This is a genomic window from Escherichia sp. WS1265 (genome assembly GCF_046487585.1).
GTDB lineage: Bacteria > Pseudomonadota > Gammaproteobacteria > Enterobacterales > Enterobacteriaceae > Escherichia > Escherichia coli.
The window spans coordinates 35,068-57,269 of record NZ_JBJQJE010000021.1; the positions used below are offsets into that span (position 1 = coordinate 35,068).

Annotated in this window: 22 protein-coding genes and 7 tRNA genes; 8 read left to right on the forward strand and 21 right to left on the reverse strand. The window is 50.1% G+C overall.

What is annotated here, in order from left to right:
- Window positions 1-84 precede the first annotated feature (84 nt).
- The 5 genes from galE (at window position 85) to gpmA (ending at window position 5,298) form a co-directional block, all read left to right on the forward strand.
- Window positions 85-1,101 carry a UDP-glucose 4-epimerase GalE gene (galE, locus tag ACJHX3_RS19180; protein ID WP_001265443.1) on the forward strand — a complete coding sequence of 339 codons (1,017 nt, stop codon included), beginning with the start codon at window positions 85-87 and terminating at the stop codon, window positions 1,099-1,101.
- A gap of 9 nt (window positions 1,102-1,110) precedes the next feature.
- Complete coding sequence (gene galT, locus ACJHX3_RS19185; RefSeq protein WP_000191508.1) at window positions 1,111-2,157, forward strand: galactose-1-phosphate uridylyltransferase; 1,047 nt, start codon at window positions 1,111-1,113, stop codon at window positions 2,155-2,157.
- A 3-nt stretch (window positions 2,158-2,160) separates the two neighbouring features.
- Window positions 2,161-3,309 (forward strand): galactokinase, encoded by a 1,149-nt coding sequence (galK, locus tag ACJHX3_RS19190; RefSeq protein WP_000053413.1) that lies wholly within the window; start codon window positions 2,161-2,163, stop codon window positions 3,307-3,309.
- The gene (gene galM / locus ACJHX3_RS19195; protein ID WP_000931390.1) at window positions 3,303-4,343 is read left to right on the forward strand and encodes a galactose-1-epimerase; all 1,041 of its coding nucleotides are present in this window, start codon (window positions 3,303-3,305) and stop codon (window positions 4,341-4,343) included. Before galK ends, galM begins: the two co-directional genes overlap by 7 nt.
- A gap of 202 nt (window positions 4,344-4,545) precedes the next feature.
- Entirely contained in the window at window positions 4,546-5,298 is a 753-nt protein-coding gene (gene gpmA, locus ACJHX3_RS19200) for a 2,3-diphosphoglycerate-dependent phosphoglycerate mutase (protein ID WP_001295305.1), read from the forward strand.
- A 165-nt stretch (window positions 5,299-5,463) separates the two neighbouring features.
- Here gpmA and aroG read toward each other — a convergent pair whose 3' ends face one another.
- Entirely contained in the window at window positions 5,464-6,516 is a 1,053-nt protein-coding gene (gene aroG, locus ACJHX3_RS19205) for a 3-deoxy-7-phosphoheptulonate synthase AroG (protein ID WP_001109212.1), read from the reverse strand.
- A gap of 315 nt (window positions 6,517-6,831) precedes the next feature.
- Here aroG and ACJHX3_RS19210 point away from each other — a divergent pair, with 315 nt between their 5' ends.
- Window positions 6,832-7,212 (forward strand): YbgS-like family protein, encoded by a 381-nt coding sequence (locus ACJHX3_RS19210; RefSeq protein WP_000784342.1) that lies wholly within the window; start codon window positions 6,832-6,834, stop codon window positions 7,210-7,212.
- Window positions 7,213-7,325: 113 nt separating this feature from the next.
- Entirely contained in the window at window positions 7,326-8,267 is a 942-nt protein-coding gene (gene zitB / locus ACJHX3_RS19215) for a CDF family zinc transporter ZitB (RefSeq protein WP_000951276.1), read from the forward strand.
- Here the strand turns inward: zitB and pnuC are convergent.
- The 20 genes from pnuC to cydA all read right to left on the reverse strand — a co-directional run bounded on the left by pnuC (window position 8,264) and on the right by cydA (window position 20,417).
- The gene (pnuC, locus tag ACJHX3_RS19220; RefSeq protein WP_000345410.1) at window positions 8,264-8,983 is read right to left on the reverse strand and encodes a nicotinamide riboside transporter PnuC; all 720 of its coding nucleotides are present in this window, start codon (window positions 8,981-8,983) and stop codon (window positions 8,264-8,266) included. The genes zitB and pnuC overlap by 4 nt on opposite strands.
- Before the next feature lie 37 nt (window positions 8,984-9,020).
- The gene (gene nadA / locus ACJHX3_RS19225; protein ID WP_000115279.1) at window positions 9,021-10,064 is read right to left on the reverse strand and encodes a quinolinate synthase NadA; all 1,044 of its coding nucleotides are present in this window, start codon (window positions 10,062-10,064) and stop codon (window positions 9,021-9,023) included.
- Window positions 10,065-10,341: 277 nt separating this feature from the next.
- Window positions 10,342-10,417, reverse strand: a tRNA-Lys gene (locus ACJHX3_RS19230).
- 33 nt (window positions 10,418-10,450) lie between these two features.
- Window positions 10,451-10,526 (reverse strand) — tRNA-Lys (locus tag ACJHX3_RS19235).
- Between the two features lie 146 nt (window positions 10,527-10,672).
- Window positions 10,673-10,748 (reverse strand) — tRNA-Lys (locus tag ACJHX3_RS19240).
- A gap of 3 nt (window positions 10,749-10,751) precedes the next feature.
- Window positions 10,752-10,827 (reverse strand) — tRNA-Val (locus tag ACJHX3_RS19245).
- Between the two features lie 51 nt (window positions 10,828-10,878).
- Window positions 10,879-10,954, reverse strand: a tRNA-Lys gene (locus ACJHX3_RS19250).
- 2 nt (window positions 10,955-10,956) lie between these two features.
- Window positions 10,957-11,032, reverse strand: a tRNA-Val gene (locus ACJHX3_RS19255).
- Window positions 11,033-11,167: 135 nt separating this feature from the next.
- A tRNA-Lys gene (locus ACJHX3_RS19260) sits at window positions 11,168-11,243 on the reverse strand.
- A 164-nt stretch (window positions 11,244-11,407) separates the two neighbouring features.
- The gene (gene cpoB, locus ACJHX3_RS19265; RefSeq protein WP_000097573.1) at window positions 11,408-12,199 is read right to left on the reverse strand and encodes a cell division protein CpoB; all 792 of its coding nucleotides are present in this window, start codon (window positions 12,197-12,199) and stop codon (window positions 11,408-11,410) included.
- A 9-nt stretch (window positions 12,200-12,208) separates the two neighbouring features.
- Complete coding sequence (pal, locus tag ACJHX3_RS19270) at window positions 12,209-12,730, reverse strand: peptidoglycan-associated lipoprotein Pal (RefSeq protein ID WP_001295306.1); 522 nt, start codon at window positions 12,728-12,730, stop codon at window positions 12,209-12,211.
- Window positions 12,731-12,764: 34 nt separating this feature from the next.
- Window positions 12,765-14,057 carry a Tol-Pal system beta propeller repeat protein TolB gene (gene tolB / locus ACJHX3_RS19275; RefSeq protein ID WP_001469076.1) on the reverse strand — a complete coding sequence of 431 codons (1,293 nt, stop codon included), beginning with the start codon at window positions 14,055-14,057 and terminating at the stop codon, window positions 12,765-12,767.
- Window positions 14,058-14,189: 132 nt separating this feature from the next.
- On the reverse strand, window positions 14,190-15,533 hold the full coding sequence (gene tolA / locus ACJHX3_RS19280; RefSeq protein WP_410236199.1) for a cell envelope integrity protein TolA: 1,344 nt from the start codon (window positions 15,531-15,533) through the stop codon (window positions 14,190-14,192).
- Window positions 15,534-15,597: 64 nt separating this feature from the next.
- On the reverse strand, window positions 15,598-16,026 hold the full coding sequence (gene tolR / locus ACJHX3_RS19285) for a colicin uptake protein TolR (RefSeq protein ID WP_338383321.1): 429 nt from the start codon (window positions 16,024-16,026) through the stop codon (window positions 15,598-15,600).
- Between the two features lie 3 nt (window positions 16,027-16,029).
- Complete coding sequence (gene tolQ, locus ACJHX3_RS19290; protein WP_000131314.1) at window positions 16,030-16,722, reverse strand: Tol-Pal system protein TolQ; 693 nt, start codon at window positions 16,720-16,722, stop codon at window positions 16,030-16,032.
- The gene (gene ybgC / locus ACJHX3_RS19295) at window positions 16,719-17,123 is read right to left on the reverse strand and encodes a tol-pal system-associated acyl-CoA thioesterase (RefSeq protein ID WP_001098379.1); all 405 of its coding nucleotides are present in this window, start codon (window positions 17,121-17,123) and stop codon (window positions 16,719-16,721) included. Before ybgC ends, tolQ begins: the two co-directional genes overlap by 4 nt.
- 149 nt (window positions 17,124-17,272) lie before the next feature.
- Window positions 17,273-17,566, reverse strand: a complete 294-nt coding sequence (gene ybgE, locus ACJHX3_RS19300) for a cyd operon protein YbgE (RefSeq protein ID WP_000034602.1) — start codon at window positions 17,564-17,566, stop codon at window positions 17,273-17,275.
- Window positions 17,566-17,679 (reverse strand): cytochrome bd-I oxidase subunit CydX, encoded by a 114-nt coding sequence (cydX, locus tag ACJHX3_RS19305; RefSeq protein WP_000270282.1) that lies wholly within the window; start codon window positions 17,677-17,679, stop codon window positions 17,566-17,568. Before cydX ends, ybgE begins: the two co-directional genes overlap by 1 nt.
- Window positions 17,680-17,693: 14 nt before the next feature.
- Complete coding sequence (gene cydB, locus ACJHX3_RS19310) at window positions 17,694-18,833, reverse strand: cytochrome d ubiquinol oxidase subunit II (RefSeq protein ID WP_000568275.1); 1,140 nt, start codon at window positions 18,831-18,833, stop codon at window positions 17,694-17,696.
- Between the two features lie 15 nt (window positions 18,834-18,848).
- Window positions 18,849-20,417 (reverse strand): cytochrome ubiquinol oxidase subunit I, encoded by a 1,569-nt coding sequence (gene cydA, locus ACJHX3_RS19315; RefSeq protein ID WP_053889962.1) that lies wholly within the window; start codon window positions 20,415-20,417, stop codon window positions 18,849-18,851.
- 805 nt (window positions 20,418-21,222) lie between these two features.
- On the opposite strand from cydA, the gene ACJHX3_RS19320 reads away from it, so the two are divergent.
- The gene (locus ACJHX3_RS19320) at window positions 21,223-22,167 is read left to right on the forward strand and encodes a hypothetical protein (RefSeq protein WP_001599571.1); all 945 of its coding nucleotides are present in this window, start codon (window positions 21,223-21,225) and stop codon (window positions 22,165-22,167) included.
- The last annotated feature ends 35 nt before the right edge of the window (window positions 22,168-22,202 follow it).

The window sequence follows — 22,202 nt, forward strand, 5'->3', positions numbered from 1 at the left end:
TTCCACTAATTTATTCCATGTCACACTTTTCGCATCTTTGTTATGCTATGGTTATTTCATACCATAAGCCTAATGGAGCGAATTATGAGAGTTCTGGTTACCGGTGGTAGCGGTTACATTGGAAGTCATACCTGTGTGCAATTACTGCAAAACGGTCATGATGTCATCATTCTTGATAACCTCTGTAACAGTAAGCGCAGCGTACTGCCTGTTATCGAGCGTTTAGGCGGCAAACATCCAACGTTTGTTGAAGGCGATATCCGTAACGAAGCGTTGATGACCGAGATCCTGCACGATCACGCTATCGACACTGTGATCCACTTCGCCGGGCTGAAAGCCGTTGGCGAATCGGTACAAAAACCGCTGGAATATTACGACAACAATGTTAACGGCACCCTGCGCCTGATTAGCGCCATGCGCGCCGCGAACGTCAAAAACTTTATTTTTAGCTCCTCCGCCACCGTCTATGGCGATCAGCCCAAAATTCCATACGTTGAAAGCTTCCCGACCGGCACACCGCAAAGCCCTTACGGCAAAAGCAAACTGATGGTTGAACAGATCCTCACCGATCTGCAAAAAGCCCAGCCGGACTGGAGCATTGCCCTGCTGCGCTACTTCAACCCGGTTGGCGCACATCCGTCGGGCGATATGGGCGAAGATCCGCAAGGCATTCCGAATAACCTGATGCCATACATCGCCCAGGTTGCTGTAGGCCGTCGCGACTCGCTGGCGATTTTTGGTAACGATTATCCGACCGAAGACGGTACTGGCGTACGCGATTACATCCACGTAATGGATCTGGCGGACGGTCACGTCGTGGCGATGGAGAAACTGGCGAACAAGCCAGGCGTACACATCTACAACCTCGGCGCTGGCGTAGGCAGCAGCGTGCTGGACGTGGTTAATGCCTTCAGCAAAGCCTGCGGCAAACCAGTTAACTATCATTTTGCACCGCGTCGCGAGGGCGACCTTCCGGCCTACTGGGCGGACGCCAGCAAAGCCGACCGTGAACTGAACTGGCGCGTGACGCGCACACTCGATGAAATGGCGCAGGACACCTGGCACTGGCAGTCACGCCATCCACAGGGATATCCCGATTAAGGAACGACCATGACGCAATTTAATCCCGTTGATCATCCACATCGCCGCTACAACCCGCTCACCGGGCAATGGATTCTGGTTTCACCGCACCGCGCTAAGCGCCCCTGGCAGGGGGCGCAGGAAACGCCAGCCAAACAGGTGTTACCTGCGCACGATCCAGATTGCTTCCTCTGCGCAGGTAATGTGCGGGTGACAGGCGATAAAAACCCCGATTACACCGGGACTTACGTTTTCACTAATGACTTTGCGGCCTTGATGTCTGACACGCCAGATGCGCCAGAAAGCAACGATCCGCTGATGCGTTGCCAGAGCGCGCGCGGTACCAGCCGGGTGATCTGCTTTTCACCGGATCACAGTAAAACGTTGCCAGAACTCAGCGTTGCGGCATTGACGGAAATCGTCAAAACCTGGCAGGAGCAAACCGCAGAACTGGGGAAAACATACCCATGGGTGCAGGTCTTTGAAAACAAAGGTGCGGCGATGGGCTGCTCTAACCCGCATCCGCACGGACAGATTTGGGCAAATAGCTTCCTGCCTAACGAAGCTGAGCGCGAAGACCGCCTGCAAAAAGAATATTTTGCCGAGCAGAAATCGCCAATGCTGGTGGATTATGTTCAGCGCGAGCTGGCAGACGGTAGCCGTACCGTTGTCGAAACCGAACACTGGTTAGCCGTTGTGCCTTACTGGGCTGCCTGGCCGTTCGAAACGCTACTGCTGCCCAAAGCCCACGTTTTGCGGATCACCGATTTGACCGACGCCCAGCGCAGCGATTTGGCGCTGGCGTTGAAAAAGCTGACCAGTCGTTATGACAACCTCTTCCAGTGCTCCTTCCCCTACTCTATGGGCTGGCACGGCGCGCCATTTAATGGCGAAGAGAATCAACACTGGCAGCTGCACGCGCACTTTTATCCGCCTCTGTTGCGCTCCGCCACCGTACGTAAATTTATGGTTGGTTATGAAATGCTGGCAGAGACCCAGCGAGACCTGACCGCAGAACAGGCAGCAGAGCGTTTGCGCGCAGTCAGCGATATCCATTTTCGCGAATCCGGAGTGTAAGAAATGAGTCTGAAAGAAAAAACACAATCTCTGTTTGCCAACGCATTTGGCTACCCTGCCACTCACACCATTCAGGCGCCTGGCCGCGTGAATTTGATTGGTGAACACACCGACTACAACGACGGTTTCGTTCTGCCCTGCGCGATTGATTATCAAACCGTGATCAGCTGTGCGCCACGCGATGACCGTAAAGTTCGCGTAATGGCAGCCGATTATGAAAATCAGCTCGACGAGTTTTCCCTCGATGCGCCCATTGTCGCGCATGAAAACTATCAATGGGCGAACTACGTTCGTGGCGTGGTGAAACATCTGCAACTGCGTAACAACAGCTTCGGCGGTGTGGACATGGTGATCAGCGGCAATGTGCCGCAGGGTGCTGGGTTAAGTTCTTCCGCTTCACTGGAAGTCGCGGTCGGAACCGTATTGCAGCAGCTTTATCATCTGCCGCTGGACGGCGCACAAATCGCGCTTAACGGTCAGGAAGCAGAAAACCAGTTTGTTGGCTGTAACTGCGGGATCATGGATCAGCTAATTTCCGCACTCGGCAAGAAAGATCATGCCTTGCTGATTGACTGCCGCTCACTGGGGACCAAAGCAGTTTCCATGCCCAAAGGTGTGGCTGTCGTCATCATCAACAGTAACTTCAAACGTACCCTGGTTGGCAGCGAATACAACACCCGTCGTGAACAGTGCGAAACCGGTGCGCGTTTCTTCCAGCAGCCAGCCCTGCGCGATGTCACCATTGAAGAGTTCAACGCTGTTGCGCATGAACTGGACCCAATCGTGGCGAAACGCGTGCGTCATATCCTGACTGAAAACGCCCGCACCGTTGAAGCTGCCAACGCGCTGGAGCAAGGCGACCTGAAACGTATGGGCGAGTTGATGGCGGAGTCTCATGCCTCTATGCGCGATGATTTCGAAATCACCGTGTCGCAAATTGACACTCTGGTAGAAATCGTCAAAGCTGTGATTGGCGACAAAGGTGGCGTACGCATGACCGGCGGCGGATTTGGCGGCTGTATCGTCGCGCTGATCCCGGAAGAGCTGGTGCCTGCAGTACAGCAAGCTGTCGCTGAACAATATGAAGCAAAAACAGGTATTAAAGAGACTTTTTACGTTTGTAAACCATCACAAGGAGCAGGACAGTGCTGAACGAAACTCCCGCACTGGCACCCGATGGTCAGCCGTACCGACTGTTAACTTTGCGTAACAACGCAGGGATGGTAGTCACGCTGATGGACTGGGGTGCGACTTTACTTTCAGCCCGTATTCCGCTTTCCGATGGCAGCGTCCGCGAGGCGCTGCTCGGCTGTGCCAGCCCGGAATGCTATCAGGATCAGGCCGCGTTTCTGGGGGCCTCTATTGGTCGTTATGCCAACCGCATCGCCAATAGCCGTTATACCTTTGACGGTGAAACCGTGACGCTTTCGCCAAGTCAGGGCGTTAACCAGCTGCACGGCGGCCCGGAAGGGTTCGACAAACGTCGCTGGCAGATTGTGAACCAGAATGATCGTCAGGTACTGTTTGCCCTGAGTTCAGATGATGGCGATCAGGGCTTCCCGGGTAATCTCGGTGCGACGGTGCAATATCGTCTGACCGACGATAACCGTATCTCCATTACTTATCGCGCCACAGTTGATAAACCTTGCCCGGTGAATATGACTAATCACGTCTATTTCAATCTTGACGGCGAGCAGTCTGACGTGCGCAATCACAAGTTGCAGATTCTGGCGGACGAATATCTGCCGGTTGATGAAGGCGGCATTCCGCACGACGGCCTGAAATCTGTCGCCGGAACGTCTTTTGATTTCCGCAGCGCCAAAATCATCGCCAGTGAGTTTCTTGCCGACGACGATCAGCGCAAAGTGAAAGGTTACGATCACGCGTTCTTGTTACAGGCCAAAGGCGATGGCAAGAAAGTGGCGGCGCATGTCTGGTCAGCAGATGAAAAATTGCAGCTGAAGGTCTACACCACCGCTCCGGCTCTGCAATTCTACTCCGGCAACTTCCTCGGCGGCACACCGTCGCGGGGAACCGAACCTTACGCCGACTGGCAAGGGCTGGCTCTGGAAAGCGAATTTCTGCCGGACAGCCCGAACCACCCTGAATGGCCGCAACCAGACTGCTTCCTGCGTCCTGGCGAAGAGTATTCCAGCCTGACGGAATATCAGTTTATTGCTCAGTAATGTTAAGCCCTCGTCATGAGGGCTTTATCCTCATATTGTTCAAATCACCAGCAAACACCGACATATTTGCAACTCAATATTCACAACAACCTTACACTGCGACACTATTTTCGCTATGGTTATGCGTAAGCATTGCTGTTGCTTCGTCACGGCAATATAATGAGAATTATTATCATTAAAAGATGATTTGAGGAGTAAGTATATGGCTGTAACTAAGCTGGTTCTGGTTCGTCATGGCGAAAGTCAGTGGAACAAAGAAAACCGTTTCACCGGTTGGTACGACGTGGATCTGTCTGAGAAAGGCGTAAGCGAAGCAAAAGCAGCAGGTAAGCTGCTGAAAGAGGAAGGTTACAGCTTTGACTTTGCTTACACCTCTGTGCTGAAACGCGCTATTCATACCCTGTGGAATGTGCTGGACGAACTGGATCAGGCATGGCTGCCCGTTGAGAAATCCTGGAAACTGAACGAACGTCACTACGGTGCGTTGCAGGGTCTGAACAAAGCAGAAACTGCTGAAAAGTATGGCGACGAGCAGGTAAAACAGTGGCGTCGTGGTTTTGCAGTGACTCCGCCGGAACTGACTAAAGATGATGAGCGTTATCCGGGTCACGATCCACGTTACGCGAAGCTGAGCGAGAAAGAACTGCCACTGACGGAAAGCCTGGCGCTGACCATTGACCGCGTGATCCCTTACTGGAATGAAACCATTCTGCCGCGTATGAAGAGCGGTGAGCGCGTAATCATCGCCGCACACGGTAACTCGTTACGTGCGCTGGTGAAATATCTCGATAACATGAGCGAAGAAGAGATTCTTGAGCTGAATATCCCGACTGGTGTGCCACTGGTGTATGAGTTCGACGAGAATTTCAAACCGTTGAAACGCTATTATCTGGGTAATGCTGACGAGATCGCGGCGAAAGCAGCGGCCGTTGCGAACCAGGGTAAAGCGAAGTAAACGTCATTCGCTTAAAAATGAGAAAGCCGACTGCAAGTGAGCCGGCTTTTTTGTTTGTCGTTGCTAACAATGGAGCACATTGCCTGATGCGACGCTACGCGTCTTGTCAGGGCTACGGTGATTCATCGGATACGCCACTCTGACGGCGCATCCGACAATTAAACCTTACCCGCGACGCGCTTTTACTGCATTCGCCAGTTGACGTAATAGAGCATCGGTATCTTCCCAGCCGATGCAGGCATCAGTGATGCTCTTTCCGTAGGCCAGCGGCTCCCCGCTCTCGAGGCTCTGATTGCCTTCCACCAGATGGCTTTCCACCATCACGCCAATAATGGCCTTTTCGCCACCGGCAATCTGCTGGCAAACGTCAGCACAAACATCCATCTGCTTTTTGAATTGTTTGGACGAATTAGCATGGCTGAAATCGATCATCACCTGTGCTGGTAGGCCTGCTTTGTTCAGCCCTTCTTTCACTTCAGCAACGTGCTTCGCGCTGTAGTTAGGCTCTTTACCGCCGCGCAGAATGATATGGCAATCGCCGTTACCGCTGGTATTCACAATCGCCGAATGCCCCCATTTCGTTACGGACAGGAAGCAGTGCGGCGCACCGGCGGCATTAATGGCATCGATAGCCACTTTAATCGTACCATCAGTGCCATTTTTGAAGCCTACCGGGCAAGAAAGACCAGACGCCAGTTCGCGGTGCACCTGCGATTCCGTAGTACGTGCGCCAATTGCGCCCCAGCTCATCAGGTCAGCGAGATATTGTGGGGTGATCATATCCAGGAATTCACCCGCCGCTGGCAGACCGCTGTCGTTAATATCGAGCAGCAATTTTCGGGCAATACGCAGACCGTCGTTGATCTGGAAGCTGTTATCCATATGCGGATCGTTAATCAGCCCTTTCCAGCCTACCGTAGTACGCGGCTTTTCAAAATAGACGCGCATCACGATTTCCAGCTCATCTTGCAGCTCTTCACGCAGCGTCAGCAAGCGAGTGGCATACTCTTTAGCCGCGACAGGATCATGAATTGAGCACGGACCAATCACAACCAACAGGCGATCATCATTACCTTTCAGGATCTTATGGATCGCTTTTCGGGCATGGGCGACCGTATTCGCGGCATTTTCAGTAGCGGGGAATTTTTCCAGCAATGCGACAGGAGGAAGTAACTCTTTGATTTCTTTGATGCGTAAATCGTCGTTCTGATAATTCATGTCTGTTCCAGTGTTGCCATACTTATCTTAGTGAATGCAATACTTCCAATCTATATCTTCCGTCAGAATGTGTAAACGGGGTTTTACACTATGAACGGATTAATCCTGGAATTAGCAAGAAAAACGCCAGATTGTCGCGAAAAACGAGATCTCTCCTACAATTTCTAACTGTAACTCCTTTGTTTGTTAATTATTTCAAGATTCTCTGCTGGGTATCTTTGCCTGGCTGAAATCTTAAACCATTGCCTTATATTCACCTGCAAATGCACTGTTGGAAGAGGTTATCCGACATAACGACCATAACAGGAGCATCCTATGAAAATGACAAAACTGGCCACACTATTTTTGACTGCCACTCTAAGCCTTGCCAGCGGTGCCGCACTGGCAGCCGATAGCGGAGCGCAAAGCAATAACGGCCAGGCAAACGCCGCAGCTGATGCGGGCCAGGTAGCCCCTGACGCCCGTGAAAATGTCGCGCCAAATAACGTCGACAATAACGGGGTAAATACCGGTTCTGGAGGCACAATGCTGCATCCGGATGGTTCTTCAATGAACAACGACGGCATGACCAAAGATGAAGAGCACAAGAACACCATGTGCAAAGATGGTCGCTGCCCGGATATCAATAAAAAAGTCCAAACCGGTGATGGCATCAACAATGATGTCGATACCAAAACCGACGGTACCACGCAGTAACCCTGCGAAATAGCCAATAATGGGAGAGCGGAGTCTCTCCCTTTTAATTTTTCCCTTCTAAAAGCAGTATGATGTCATAAAGTTAAGTGAGAATAATTAAGGGATGACTCGTCATGGCGCACTCACACTCACACACTTCCTCACACCTGCCAGAAGATAATAATGCTCGTCGCTTGTTGTATGCTTTCGGCGTGACTGCCGGGTTTATGCTCGTAGAAGTCATTGGTGGTTTTCTTTCCGGTTCTCTGGCATTGCTGGCCGATGCGGGTCATATGTTGACCGATACTGCCGCCCTGCTTTTCGCCCTACTCGCAGTGCAATTTTCCCGTCGTCCTCCCACCATTCGCCACACTTTCGGTTGGCTAAGATTGACCACGCTCGCGGCGTTTGTGAATGCCATCGCCCTGGTGGTGATTACTATTTTGATTGTCTGGGAGGCGATAGAACGCTTCCGCACTCCGCGTCCGGTCGAGGGCGGCATGATGATGGCAATTGCCGTGGCTGGGCTGCTGGCAAATATACTTTCTTTCTGGTTACTTCATCACGGCAGCGAAGAGAAAAACCTCAACGTGCGAGCAGCGGCACTGCATGTGCTCGGGGACCTGCTGGGTTCGGTTGGGGCTATTATTGCCGCGTTGATTATTATCTGGACCGGCTGGACACCTGCTGACCCCATTCTCTCAATACTGGTGTCGCTTCTGGTTCTGCGTAGCGCGTGGCGACTGTTGAAAGATAGCGTGAATGAATTACTTGAAGGTGCACCGGTATCGCTGGATATCGCCGAACTGAAGCGTCGTATGTGCCGGGAAATCCCGGAAGTCCGCAATGTGCACCATGTACATGTATGGATGGTAGGCGAGAAGCCGGTGATGACGCTGCATGTGCAGGTGATCCCGCCACACGATCACGATGCCTTGTTAGATCAGATCCAACACTACCTGATGGATCACTATCAGATTGAGCACGCCACCATTCAGATGGAATATCAACCTTGTCATGGGCCAGACTGCCACCTGAATGAAGGGGTGTCTGGCCATTCACATCATCACCATTAATGGGACAGCGCGCGTGAACCTCTTTCGCGTGCGCTGTTGATCCACATCCGGCTGCCGTTGAGGGCAATAAAGGTCAGGATGATGTACTCCAGAGACATGGCGTAAACGCCCTGAAGTGCAAAAATAACGACGCTAATCACGTTAATAATCACCCACAACAGCCAGTTTTCCACATACTTACGCGTCATCAGAATCATTGCCACGATAGATAACACCATCATGCATGAATCCCAGAACGGGAAAGCGTCCGGTTGCAGTTCAGGCATCACAACCTGTAATCCTAATGCTTGCATGATCATGACTGCCACGCGGGTCAAAAATGCAAACACCGGATTGATAAATACCGTCATCAGACCAATCGAAACAACGCAAACCGCCAACCAGCTTAGCGCCTTCGGCAATGGCAACCAGCGAATTTTCAACTCCGCCTCGTTCTGACTGGTTTGTCGCGACCACGCATACCAACCGTAAATATTCGCGGCAAAGAAAAACACCTGTAATAGCAGGCTGGCATACAGCTGAATCTGAAAGAAAATAATGCCAAACAAGGTGACGTTGATCAGGCCAAAGAAGTAGTTGCTGATCTTCTCCAGACTGGCAAGGCCAATACACAGCAACCCGGCGATCGTGCCTACCGCTTCGATCCATGAGAGATCATAACCGCCTGCCCCTATTGGTATATGTACCAGGATATTCTGCACACTAAAAAAATCCATCTTTCCCCCAAAGCGTAACGTTACGCCTTATTATTCGTTATCCACGTAGTGTAGCCGCAAAATCCAGCATACGATTGAGCGGCACCAGCGCCCTCTCTCGCAGCCTTTCCTCAACATGAACCTCGTGATTGCTTCCTTCCTGTTCTAATGCCTCTGCGATGGCCTGAAGGCCATTCATGGCCATCCACGGACAATGCGCGCAGCTGCGGCAGGTTGCGCCCTCACCCGCGGTTGGTGCTTCCAGTAACTCTTTATCTGGCACCGCCTGCTGCATTTTGTAGAAAATACCCCGATCGGTTGCCACGATAAGTCGCTGATGTGGCAATGTTTTCGCAGCAGCGATCAGTTGACTGGTGGAACCGACCGCATCCGCCATCTCTACAATAGCTTGCGGTGATTCTGGATGCACCAGTATGGCAGCATCCGGGTATTCTTCTTGCAAGCGGGTTAACGCCTGAGTCTTAAACTCATCATGCACAATGCAGGCACCCTGCCAGCATAAAATGTCTGCGTCCGTCTGTTTTTGCACGTAACGCCCCAGATGTTTGTCAGGTGCCCAGATGATTTTTTCACCCAAACTATCCAGATGATCAATAAGTTCGACGGCAATGCTTGAAGTTACCACCCAATCTGCGCGCGCTTTTACCGCAGCAGAAGTGTTGGCGTAGACGACGACAGTACGATCGGGATGGGCATCGCAAAATGCGTTAAATTCTTCAACAGGGCAGCCGAGATCCAGTGAACATTCAGCCTGAAGTGTCGGCATCAGAATTGTTTTTTCCGGACTGAGAATTTTGGCGGTTTCTCCCATAAATCTCACCCCAGCGACTAACAACGTAGAAGCGGGATGCTTTGCACCGAAGCGCGCCATTTCCAGAGAATCAGAAATACAGCCACCGGTTTCTTCTGCCAGTTGTTGAATTTCGGGATCGGTATAGTAATGGGCAACCATCACCGCATTACGTTCTTTTAGCAGACGTTTTATCTTCTCGCGGTAATACGCTTTTTCATCAATGCTTAACGGCGTCGGCTTCGGGGGGAAAGGATAAATCGCCGTGTCTGGATCAAACATCACGCTCATCTTACCATCTCGTTTTACAGGCTTAACGTTAAAACCGACATGAGCGTAATATTCGCTGTTATCGGTGTAATTTGTTTTATATGCTAAACAAGATAGTCGAATGGTGGGGAAAAGTCACTCGAATTACGTATGAGATGCCGAATGCCACACTTTGCGTCTTATTTCTCCGACGTAAAGTTGTTTACGCAGCAAACGCGGAGTATGTCATCTGGGTTAAGAATTGAAATTGAGAGATGCCTGAATAGCAAAAAAGCGCCTTTAGGGCGCTTTTTTACATTGGTGGGTCGTGCAGGATTCGAACCTGCGACCAATTGATTAAAAGTCAACTGCTCTACCAACTGAGCTAACGACCCCTTGCGGGATTATGCTGCTTTAATCATTCAGGATGGTGGGTCGTGCAGGATTCGAACCTGCGACCAATTGATTAAAAGTCAACTGCTCTACCAACTGAGCTAACGACCCATACGGGTGTTACCTGAAAGATTTCTACTCGGAACCAATCTTTAAAATTGGTGGGTCGTGCAGGATGACTCGCTTCGCTCGCCCTACGGGCCGTTGCTGACGCAACGTTATCCTTCACGCTTAACATCTGAGTTTGATGTTAAAATTGGTGGGTCGTGCAGGATTCGAACCTGCGACCAATTGATTAAAAGTCAACTGCTCTACCAACTGAGCTAACGACCCGAGTGGTGGGTGATGACGGGATCGAACCGCCGACCCCCTCCTTGTAAGGGAGGTGCTCTCCCAACTGAGCTAATCACCCGATACTGCGCTGGATACTACAAACTACTTCCACCGAACCCACCGTAATTAGTGGTGGGTCGTGCAGGATTCGAACCTGCGACCAATTGATTAAAAGTCAACTGCTCTACCAACTGAGCTAACGACCCGGTGGTGGGTGATGACGGGATCGAACCGCCGACCCCCTCCTTGTAAGGGAGGTGCTCTCCCAGCTGAGCTAATCACCCGATACTACGCTGGATACTACAACTAACTAGGTTAGTGGTGGGTCGTGCAGGATGACTCGACTTCGTCTCGCCCTTCGGGCCGTTGCTGACGCAACGTTATCCTTCACGTTTTACTACCGCGTCCACCTTAGCGATTGGTGGGTCGTGCAGGATTCGAACCTGCGACCAATTGATTAAAAGTCAACTGCTCTACCAACTGAGCTAACGACCCACTTTTTCGTTGCTTTCGGTTTGTTTGATATCCCGTGGCAACGGCGGCATATATTACTGATTTCAGACTTGAGCGCAACAAAAATTTCGATGTAGATCACTCAACTGCTTATGATTCGCACGACACGACCAGAAATAATGCGACTTCTGGTCGTGTGTTATGCATTACATCGCGTTCAGACGTTTTTGCGCCTGTTTAGCGCCATCAGTACCAGGGTATTTACTGATAACCTGCTGGTATACGGCTTTCGCTTTTGCGGTGTCACCTTTGTCCTGCATGATGACGCCGACTTTAAACATCGCATCTGCAGCCTTCGGTGACTTCGGATAGTTTTTCACTACCGAAGCAAAATAATACGCCGCATCATCTTTTTTACCCTTGTTGTAGTTTAACTGACCCAGCCAATAATTGGCGTTTGGCAGGTAAGTTGAATCAGGGTAATTTTTGATGAAATTCTGAAATGCCACCATTGCGTCATCCTGGCGGGATTTATCCTGCACCAGCGCAATTGCTGCATTGTAATCCGTGTTTGCATCGCCGCTTTTCACCGGCGCGCCAGCATTCGCAGTACCAGCATCAGCTGTCGGCGTCGTTGATGTCGCCGCACCGCTTTGATCACCGCTGGTTGATTGCGCCGCTGCACCACCGCTGCTGAGGCTGTCGATCTGCAACAGGATCTGCTTTTGCCGCTCCACGACCTGATTCAGTTGATACTGATTTTCCTGAATCTGACCGCGCAGGGAATCAATATCGGATTGATTATCAGAGAGTTGTTGCTGGAGTTGGGTTAAAAGCTGGCTGTGAGCATTTGAAATACGCTCAAGTTGAGTGACGCGGTCTTCGACCGAGCCTGAGCCGACACTACTGATTGGTGCCTGAGCAAAAGCGGCCCAGGGGGCCGCTATACCAACCAGTAACGACAGACTCAATAGTTGATGTCTGAAGTTACTGCTCATGCAATTCTCTTAGTAAACCAGTACCGCACGACGGTTTTTGGAGTATGCCGCTTCGTCATGACCCAGTACTGCAGGTTTTTCTTTACCGTAAGAAACGATGGAGATCTGGTCTGCAGAAACGCCTTTACCCTGCAGGTACATCTTAACGGCGTTCGCACGACGTTCACCCAGGGAGATGTTGTATTCCGGAGTACCACGTTCGTCCGCGTGACCTTCTACGGTGACTTTGTAAGACGGGTTGCTACGCAGGAAGTTTGCATGTGCATCCAGCATTTGAGCGAAGTCAGAACGGATATCGTACTTGTCCAGATCGAAGTAAACGATGTTGTTCTGCTGCAGCTGTTGCATTTGCAGACGAGCCTGCTCTTCGGAAGACATGTTGCCGTTGCCGCCGTTCGCATCCATACCAGTGCCGGCACCCAGCATGCCTTCGCTGCCGTCATTGCTGGCGTTCTTGTTGGAAGAACATGCCGCAATTGCCATAACAGGCAGAGCAATCATCAGCCCTTTCAGCACTTTGTTCAGTTGCATTTCAATGATTCCTTTACTATTCAATTAATTATTATCACAGATACGGCGACCAGGCAGGGAATTTGACCTGTCCATCAGTTGCCGGAAGACGCGCTTTGAAACGCCCATCTGTAGAAACCAAATTCAGCACGGATCCCATCCCCTGAGAAGAGCTGTAGATTACCATAGTGCCGTTAGGTGCCAGACTTGGCGTTTCATCCAGGAACGTGGACGACAGAACTTGTACGCCTCCCGTTGCCAGATCTTGTTTGGCAATGTGCTGCTGCCCACCATTGGAGCTGACCATTACCATAAATTTACCGTCGCTGCTGACATCCGCATCCTGGTTCTGCGAACCTTCCCAGGTAATACGTTGTGCCGCACCGCCGTTGATATTCACTTTATAAACCTGTGGACGACCGGCCTGGTCAGAAGTAAATGCCAAGTTCTGGCTGTCCGGGAACCAGGTCGGTTCGGTATTGTTACTGCGACCATCCGTCACCTGGCGGATCTGACCAGAAGCCAAATCCATTACGTACAGGTTCAGACTACCGGTTTTCGACAAGGCGAATGCCAGTTTGCTGCCGTCTGGCGAGAATGCAGGTGCACCGTTGTGACGCGGGAATGAAGCCACCTGACGTACAGCGCCATTTGCCAGCGTTTGGATGACCAGCGCGGAACGACCGCTTTCGAAGGTCACATAAGCCAGTTTAGAACCGTCTGGTGACCACGCCGGAGACATCAGCGGCTGCGGTGAACGGTGAACGACAAACTGGTTGTAACCGTCATAGTCAGATACGCGCAGTTCATACGGGAACTGACCGCCGTTGGTCTGAACAACGTAGGCAATACGGGTACGGAACGCACCTTTAATGCCGGTCAGTTTTTCAAACACTTCATCACTGGCGGTATGACCAGCATAACGCAGCCACTGCTTGTTCACTTTGTACGAGTTCTGAGCAAGTACAGTACCCGGTGCGCCGCCAGTGTCAACAAGTTGATAAGCAACATTGTAAGAACCATCCGGATTCGGAGTGACCTGACCGACAACTACAGCGTCAATGCCCAGTGCGGACCATGCAGCTGGTTGTACTTCCTGCGCACTACCCGGCTGCTGTGGCAGACGAGCGCGATCTAACGGATTAAATTTACCGCTGTTACGCAAGTCAGCAGCAACGATGCCGCCAATATCTTCAGGTGCCGCACCAGGACCCGCCCACTGGAAAGGAACAACACCAATAGGACGACCGGAATCTACACCGCTGTCGATCACAATGCGGACTTCAGCATGCAGAACTGATGCCCACAGTATGAGAAAACCAAATGCTACTCGTAATGCCTGCTTCATCATATCTCCCTTATCTGGACCGATGGCCCACGATAATTTAGCAGAATGTTAACAAACTAAAATACACAAAACTACCAGAACCCCGTGGCAACCGGTGCCTGATGTTGACCGTCGGAAAAGTCAACATCGCGATTACGGTTTGAAGTCCAATGGCGCGTTTTTGAACACTTCATATACTGCCTGGCTTGGTGGTTTCGGGATCTTCGCAAGTTTAGCTGCTGCCAACGCAGCCTGACAAAGTGCGGGATCGCCACCTTCAGGTTTGATATCCAGTAACATACCATCGGGTGCCAGTTTTATGCGCAGCGTACAGGTTTTGCCTGCATAGGACGATGCGTCATAGAACTTACTTTCGATAGCAGATTTAATCTGCCCGGCATAGTTATTGATATCGGCCCCTGATGCGCCATTGTTTTTAGTATTACCACTCCCGGCTGGCGAAGCATTGTTCCCTTTCGCCCCTCCCCCCGTTTTCGGTGCATTCTTACCAGAGCTTAGCTCACCGAAAATATCATCTGCCTCTGCGGCAGCTTTTGCTGCAGCGGCTTTTTCAGCTGCTGCTTTTGCCGCTGCCGCTTTTTTGTCTGCGGCGGCTTTTTCTGCCGCTGCTTTCTTATCAGCAGCTGCCTTTTCAGCAGCCGCTTTTTCTGCTGCTTTTTTGTCGGCTGCAGCTTTCTCTGCTGCCGCTTTCTTATCAGCTGCAGCCTTTTCAGCAGCCGCTTTTTTTGCTGCTTTTTTGTCGGCTGCAGCTTTCTCTGCTGCCGCTTTCTTATCAGCTGCAGCCTTTTCAGCAGCCGCTTTCTTCTCAGCTTCTGCCTTGGCTTTTTCAGCAGCTTCAGTTGCCGCTTTCTTTCTTGCTTCAGCTGCAGCTGCTTCTGCCGCTTCCGCTTTCTTCTTCAGTGCCGCCGCGGCTGCCTCGGCTTTTTTCTGCGCTTCGGCTGCGGCTTTGGCGGCTTCTGCTTCTGCTTTTTTCTTCGCGTCTGCAGCCGCTTTCTTCGCAGCTTCTTCCGCAGCTTTAGCATCCGCTTCGGCCTTCGCTTTAGCATCTGCCGCCGCTTTCGCTGCCGCTTCTTCCGCTTGCTTCTGCTTTAACTCGGCCTGTTTTGCGGCTTCTTCAGCCTGCTTTTTCTGTTCCTGAGCAGCTAACCGCTCTTTCTCAAGTTGCTTCAGGCGTTCCTGTTCAGCCGCTTGTTTCTCACGCAGTTCTTCAGCAGCCTGCTGTTCCTTCATCTTGCGCTGCTCATCAGAACGCTTCGCGCTTGATTCCTGGCTTTGCATGCGTTTGTACTGCTCAACTACCGCACCTGAATCAACCATGACAGCGTCGATGGATGAACCACCGCCGCCTCCGGCTGAAGCTTCTATATTCTCATCGAACGAACTCCAGATCAGCGCCGCAAATAAGATGACATGCAGCACTGCTGAAATAATTATCGCCCGCTTGAGCTTGTCGTTTTGTTCGGTTGCCTTTGACACTCTCGGTTTCCAAAAACTGTTCGCCTGTTACCCGCTCTCTTTCAAGCAAGGGAAACGCAGATGTTTAGATAGGCTGCGTCATTAAACCAACCGATTTCACACCCGCACTATGTAACAAGTTCAGTGCTTTAATTATTTCATCGTAAGGCACATCTTTTGCGCCACCGATCAGAAAGACCGTTTTCGGGTTGGCCTTGAAACGGCTGGACACTTCCGCCACCACCTGCTCTGGTGGTAAACGCTCCAGGCGATCTTTCTCAACCACCACGGTGTACTGACCAATACCAGACACTTCAACAATCACTGGCGGATTATCGTTACTGCTCACCGCCTGTGATTCAGTAGCGTCTGGCAGATCGACCTCCACGCTCTGGGTGATGATGGGCGCTGTCGCCATAAAGATCAGCAACAGCACCAGCAGTACGTCCAGCAACGGTACAATGTTGATTTCGGACTTGAGATCGCGACGACCTCGTCCATGCGCTCTGGCCATGGCTTACCCCTTGTTGCTCTCGCTAACGGTAAACGCCTGGCGGTGCAGAATCGCGGTAAACTCTTCCATAAAGTTGTCGTAATTCAGTTCCAGTTTGTTTACGCGCTGGTTGAGACGGTTATAAGCCATTACCGCCGGAATTGCGGCGAACAGACCAATTGCCGTCGCAATCAACGCTTCTGCGATACCGGGCGCAACCATTTGCAGTGTTGCTTGTTTTACCGCCCCGAGGGCGATAAAGGCGTGCATGATCCCCCAGACCGTACCAAACAGACCAATATACGGGCTGATGGAGCCAACCGTACCGAGGAACGGAATGTGCGTTTCCAGATTTTCAAGTTCACGGTTCATGGAGATACGCATAGCACGCGACGCCCCTTCCACTACGGCTTCCGGCGCATGGCTATTGGCACGATGCAGGCGCACAAACTCTTTGAACCCGCTGTAAAAGATTTGTTCCGAACCAGTCAGATTATCCCGTTTCCCCTGGCTCTCTTGATAGAGGCGAGAGAGTTCGATTCCAGACCAGAATTTATCTTCAAACGCTTCGGCTTCGCGCGCCGCTGCGTTAAGAATACGGGTCCGCTGGATAATAATGGCCCAGGATGCGATTGAAAAACCAATCAAAATCAACATGATAAGTTTAACCAGAAGGCTAGCCTTCAGGAACAAATCAAGGATATTCATGTCAGTCACTGCTTAAACTCCGCGACAATAGACTTGGGAAGCGCACGAGGCTTCATTTTGAGTGGGTCAACGCAAACAACCAGAACCTCTGCTTCATTCAGCAAAGTATTCTCGGCGTTGACAATACGTTGCGTGAAAACCAAAAAGGTGCCACGCATTGATGTTATTTCAGTCTGTATTTCGAGCATATCGTCGAGCCGCGCAGGTGCGTAATATTCCACCGTCATTTTACGTACCACAAAGGCAACGCGTTCAGCCATCAGCGCCTGTTGACTGAAGTGATGATGACGCAGCATCTCTGTGCGTGCTCTTTCATAAAAAGCGACGTAACTGGCGTGGTACACCACACCACCGGCATCGGTATCTTCATAGTAGACGCGAACCGGCCATCGAAACAGCGTTGTATTCACTTTACATCCCGGTAATGCAACAAAAGTTAGAGCTTTTAAACGCTGCTACTATACGCGCGCGATTGAGGTTTGGGAATGAGGGCAAGTTAAGGGAGCGTAAAAATTTATGGGCCTGGAGCGGCCCATAATTTTTTAAAGAGAATTCTGATTTAAAAGAAGAAGAAAATCAGCCCGACAATGAGAACAATATCGGCAAGCAATGGGCAAAAAATCCCTTGCCAGAGAACCTTCTGCGGACGAAAGCCCACGCCGTGAATCACACCAGCACAGACGGCCCACATCAGCAATAAACCATGCCAGATTTCCAGTTCACTGGTCTTCGCGGCAAAACGAGATGGGTCCCAAAACATACATCCTGCTAACAGAAGCGCCATCACGAAGGAAAGCGCCCGCAGGGGGCGCTTGTCCATTACCGCATACAAGGTTGCGATAATCTTACTCATCAGATGTCTTCTTGACCGGCTTTGCCTGATTCGACGTGCTCAAGCGCCAGCGCAGTGATTACCCCAAACGAACAGGCAAGAAGCGTTCCCAGAATCCATGCGAAATACCACATTTTTAGCTCCTTACTTAGTACAGAGAGTGGGTGTTACGTTCAATATCTTCTTTGGTGATACGACCGAACATTTTCCAGTAACACCAGGCAGTGTAGAGCAGAATGATCGGTACCAGAACCACCGCAACCCAGGTCATGACGTTAAGTGTCAGCTGGCTGGAAGTTGCATCCCACATTGTCAGACTTGCGTTCATCATGGTGCTGGACGGCATCACAAACGGGAACATTGCGATACCGGCTGTCAGGATGATGCAGGCCAGCGTCAGGGAGGAGAACACAAACGCCCACGCGGCTTTATCCATACGTGCAGTCAGGATGGTCAGCAGCGGCAGAACCACACCCAGTGCCGGAATAGCCCACAGAATCGGCGTGTTGTTGAAGTTAACCAGCCATGCGCCAGCTTCACGAACCACTTCTTTATTCAGTGGGTTAGATGCCGCGTAATGATCCATTGTTGATTTCACAACATAACCATCGATACCGTACATCACCCATACGCCAGCCAGTGCGAAACAGACCAGTGTCACCAGTGCCGCCACCTGAGCCGTTGCACGGGTACGCAGGTGCAGTTCGCCCACGGTACGCATTTGCAGATAGGTTGCGCCCTGAGTAATGATCATCCCTACGCTCACCACGCCTGCCAGCAGGCCGAACGGGTTAAGCAGCTGGAAGAAGTTACCGGTGTAGTACAGACGCAGATATTCATCAACGTTGAACGGTACGCCCTGCAACAGGTTACCGAACGCTACACCAATCACCAGCGGCGGAACGAAGCTACCAATGAAGATGCCCCAGTCCCACATGTTACGCCAGCGGGTTTCTTCAATCTTGGAGCGGTAGTCAAAACCGACCGGACGGAAGAACAAAGACGCCAGCACGAGGATCATCGCCACATAGAAGCCGGAGAACGCAGCGGCATAGACCATCGGCCAGGCAGCAAAGAGTGCGCCGCCTGCGGTGATCAGCCAAACCTGGTTACCGTCCCAGTGTGGTGCAATGGAGTTAATCATAATTCGACGCTCGGTGTCGTTACGACCGAGGAAACGGGTGAGCATGCCCACCCCCATGTCGAAACCGTCAGTGACTGCAAAACCAATCAGCAGAACGCCAACCAGCAGCCACCAGATAAAACGCAATACTTCATAATCGATCATTTGACGACTCCTGTCTTAGCGTGCCGGCTGAGTAGTCGTGGAAGACTGCTCAAAGTGATAGCGACCGGTTTTCAGGCTGCTTGGGCCGAGGCGTGCAAATTTAAACATTAAGAACAATTCTGCCACCAGGAACAGGGTATACAGGCCGCAAATCAGCACCATTGAGAAGATGAGATCACCTGCGGTCAGTGACGAGTTCGCCACAGCTGTCGGCAGCACTTCACCGATAGCCCACGGTTGGCGGCCATATTCAGCCACAAACCAGCCCGCTTCTACAGCAATCCACGGCAGCGGAATACCGTACAGCGCGGCGCGCAGCAGCCATTTTTTCTCGCCAATGCGGTTGCGGATGACACTCCAGAAAGAGAGCGCGATGATTGCCAGCAGCAGGAAGCCACACGCCACCATGATACGGAACGCGAAGTACAGCGGCGCTACACGCGGAATGGAGTCTTTGGTTGCCTGTTGAATCTGCTCTTCAGTCGCATCAGCCACGTTTGGCGTATAGCGTTTCAGCAGCAGACCGTAACCGAGGTCTTTCTTCATGCTATTGAACTGGTCACGAACCGCCTGGTCGGTAGAACCAGAACGCAGTTGCTCGAGCAGAGAGTACGCCTTCATCCCGTTACGAATGCGTTCTTCATGCTGCACCATCAGTTCTTTCAGGCCGATAACTGGAGTATCCACGGAACGCGTTGCAATGATGCCCAGCGCGTAAGGGATCTGGATCGCAAATTTGTTCGTCTCCTCTTCCTGATCAGGAATGCCGAACAGAGTAAAGGCAGCAGGCGCAGGTTGCGTTTCCCACTCGGCTTCAATAGCAGCCAGTTTGGTTTTCTGCACGTCGCCCATTTCGTAACCAGATTCATCACCCAGAACAATAACAGACAGAACGGCAGCCATACCGAAGCTGGCAGCGATAGCAAAGGAGCGTTTAGCGAAGGCGAAGTCACGACCTTTCAGCATATACCATGCGCTGATACCGAGGATGAACATCGCGCCAGTCACATAACCAGACGCTACAGTGTGAACGAATTTCACCTGAGCAACCGGGTTAAGCACCAGCTCGGAGAAGCTCACCATCTCCATACGCATAGTTTCAAAGTTGAAATCGGACGCGATTGGGTTTTGCATCCAGCCGTTCGCAACCAGAATCCACAGTGCGGACAGGTTTGAACCGAGCGCCACCAGCCAGGTGACACACATATGCTGAACTTTACCCAGACGATCCCAACCGAAGAAGAACAGACCTACAAAGGTGGATTCGAGGAAGAAGGCCATTAGACCTTCGATTGCCAGCGGCGCACCGAAGATATCCCCTACATAGTGGGAATAGTAAGACCAGTTAGTCCCGAACTGGAACTCCATGGTCAGACCGGTAGCCACACCCAGAGCGAAGTTGATACCAAACAACTTGCCCCAGAACTTGGTCATATCTTTATAAATCTGTTTGCCGGAAAGGACGTAGACCGTTTCCATAATGGCCAGCAGGAACGCCATACCGAGCGTCAGTGGCACAAAAAGGAAGTGGTACATCGCGGTCAAGGCAAACTGTAAGCGCGACAGTTCGACTATATCTAACATCATGACTCCTTGCTCATCGCATGAAGACTCCGAGAGTGAACCCCGTTAGAAAGGGTCACACGCATGCCCCAATACAAAATTATTTGCTCGCCTCTATCGTTGCCATTTCATCAAAAGAGGAAAAGACAATGATAAAAAAGTTACAAATATGTTAATGAATAAACCAAATTGATCCCGTAATTATATTACGCCGCAAAATCCTTACAATAAACAGGTTTTTATTGAGCAAATTTGCATTTTTCGACAGTGATCAATTTATAGCGAAATTGTCACGATCTCACCAATTTGATCTACGACAATTTATCGTGTTTTGCAGATTTTTTTCAAGAATTAAAAATTGATTTATATCAAAACCAACCAAATATGTTAATTATGTATAAACCATAGATCATTGGTAATTTTATTGTTAATTTATTGTGAAATATTTATGCAACACAATTATTACAATGAAAAGGTATAGATAAAAAACCAGTGTTTTATTTAACAGAACCGCCTTATCCACTTTTTATAATACCAATTGATTAGATTAGCCAATTTGTTGCTATTTTACATAACATATTTTTATCAAAGTTAATTGATTGTTGCGTTTATGAGCACCGGCCGTAAGCCCGTTATGTTATTGTTTCATTAGTAATAATCACTTAAATGTATCGATGAAACAGGTATGACTTAGCGGGAGTGATTGTTTCTGAGTGAACAGAGACCACTTTCGCCTGATAAATGAAAAATGAGCGATTTTTGCAAGTTAGTTTTTCTATAGCCGAGTACGCTCAGCGCCTCGCTTGATTACAATGAGGTTGCTGCTATGAGTCCTGATAATATCAGTTCTGCTGTCAATCGCTTCTCAGGTTGGCCATCTAATGATCCTCTAAAAACAGATAAAGAATCAATGACATCACCCATGACTGTGCAGGTAATAAAGATGATTGCCGCCATCCTTGACCCACATCGGATAGTCGTTGGAATCGATACACTTTATACAACGCAGCGCGAAACATTTACCTCAGAGAGTCAACAGCTCATTGAATCAGCATTGCAAACACTTCATGTGATGAATTTAAATAACCTGGAAACAAATCTCGATGAGGAAGGTCACTATCTGGCTTTTGGATATAACGTTGACACTCCTGACAGAATAACCGTTTCTGCTTATAATGAAAAAAAGCCTGGCTGCTATGGCCAATGTCTTTTAATACAGGATGACGAAACAGACTTATTTAACCTGATAAAAGTTAAAATTTTTGAAGCCAGGCATAATTATGTCGCTCAATTAATGAGCGATCCGGAATTTATGTTCAAATTTAGTTATAGCGCTCAACAAAATAGATTAGAACCTCATCTTCTGGTTCCCACTTATTTCCCTCTAAAAACAAACGAACCGGTTACGCAAGAGGATGTACTGTTACTTTATCGTTTCTTTAAAATGGATGGTGATTTTAATATATTAACATCAGATGAATACATGAGTATCATGACACCTCTGATGAAGTGTGAGCGCAGCATCCACGACCACAACAGGTATGTGACGGGCAAAGATACCCTTCATCTGGACTATCCTCCTTCTGGTAACCAGATATATTTCCATATTTTTCCTGACGAATCAGCAACACTAGTCCTTTATTTTTCAAACAATGACATTGAATGTTTCGTCTTTGAAAGAGATATTCCGAGCCAGTATCGCTTTTTCAAAATGTTTACCAATCTGGCACTGGTTATTGATCAGTTAACCGATGCCAATCAAATACTTTAATTTTTATATATTCCCTGTGGCAAATATTGCTAAAC

Coding starts and splice junctions, on each gene's coding strand:
- galK (WP_000053413.1), top strand. CDS start 2,161: ATGAGTCTGAAAGAAAAAACACAATCTCTGTTTGCCAACGCATTTGGC.
- galE (WP_001265443.1), top strand. CDS start 85: ATGAGAGTTCTGGTTACCGGTGGTAGCGGTTACATTGGAAGTCATACC.
- tolR (WP_338383321.1), bottom strand. CDS start 16,026: ATGGCCAGAGCGCATGGACGAGGTCGTCGCGATCTCAAGTCCGAAATC.
- pal (WP_001295306.1), bottom strand. CDS start 12,730: ATGCAACTGAACAAAGTGCTGAAAGGGCTGATGATTGCTCTGCCTGTT.
- aroG (WP_001109212.1), bottom strand. CDS start 6,516: ATGAATTATCAGAACGACGATTTACGCATCAAAGAAATCAAAGAGTTA.
- cydX (WP_000270282.1), bottom strand. CDS start 17,679: ATGTGGTATTTCGCATGGATTCTGGGAACGCTTCTTGCCTGTTCGTTT.
- tolB (WP_001469076.1), bottom strand. CDS start 14,057: ATGAAGCAGGCATTACGAGTAGCATTTGGTTTTCTCATACTGTGGGCA.
- pnuC (WP_000345410.1), bottom strand. CDS start 8,983: ATGGATTTTTTTAGTGTGCAGAATATCCTGGTACATATACCAATAGGG.
- cydA (WP_053889962.1), bottom strand. CDS start 20,417: ATGTTAGATATAGTCGAACTGTCGCGCTTACAGTTTGCCTTGACCGCG.
- nadA (WP_000115279.1), bottom strand. CDS start 10,064: ATGAGCGTGATGTTTGATCCAGACACGGCGATTTATCCTTTCCCCCCG.
- cpoB (WP_000097573.1), bottom strand. CDS start 12,199: ATGAGCAGTAACTTCAGACATCAACTATTGAGTCTGTCGTTACTGGTT.
- ybgE (WP_000034602.1), bottom strand. CDS start 17,566: ATGAGTAAGATTATCGCAACCTTGTATGCGGTAATGGACAAGCGCCCC.
- gpmA (WP_001295305.1), top strand. CDS start 4,546: ATGGCTGTAACTAAGCTGGTTCTGGTTCGTCATGGCGAAAGTCAGTGG.
- galT (WP_000191508.1), top strand. CDS start 1,111: ATGACGCAATTTAATCCCGTTGATCATCCACATCGCCGCTACAACCCG.
- cydB (WP_000568275.1), bottom strand. CDS start 18,833: ATGATCGATTATGAAGTATTGCGTTTTATCTGGTGGCTGCTGGTTGGC.
- zitB (WP_000951276.1), top strand. CDS start 7,326: ATGGCGCACTCACACTCACACACTTCCTCACACCTGCCAGAAGATAAT.
- ACJHX3_RS19210 (WP_000784342.1), top strand. CDS start 6,832: ATGAAAATGACAAAACTGGCCACACTATTTTTGACTGCCACTCTAAGC.
- ACJHX3_RS19320 (WP_001599571.1), top strand. CDS start 21,223: ATGAGTCCTGATAATATCAGTTCTGCTGTCAATCGCTTCTCAGGTTGG.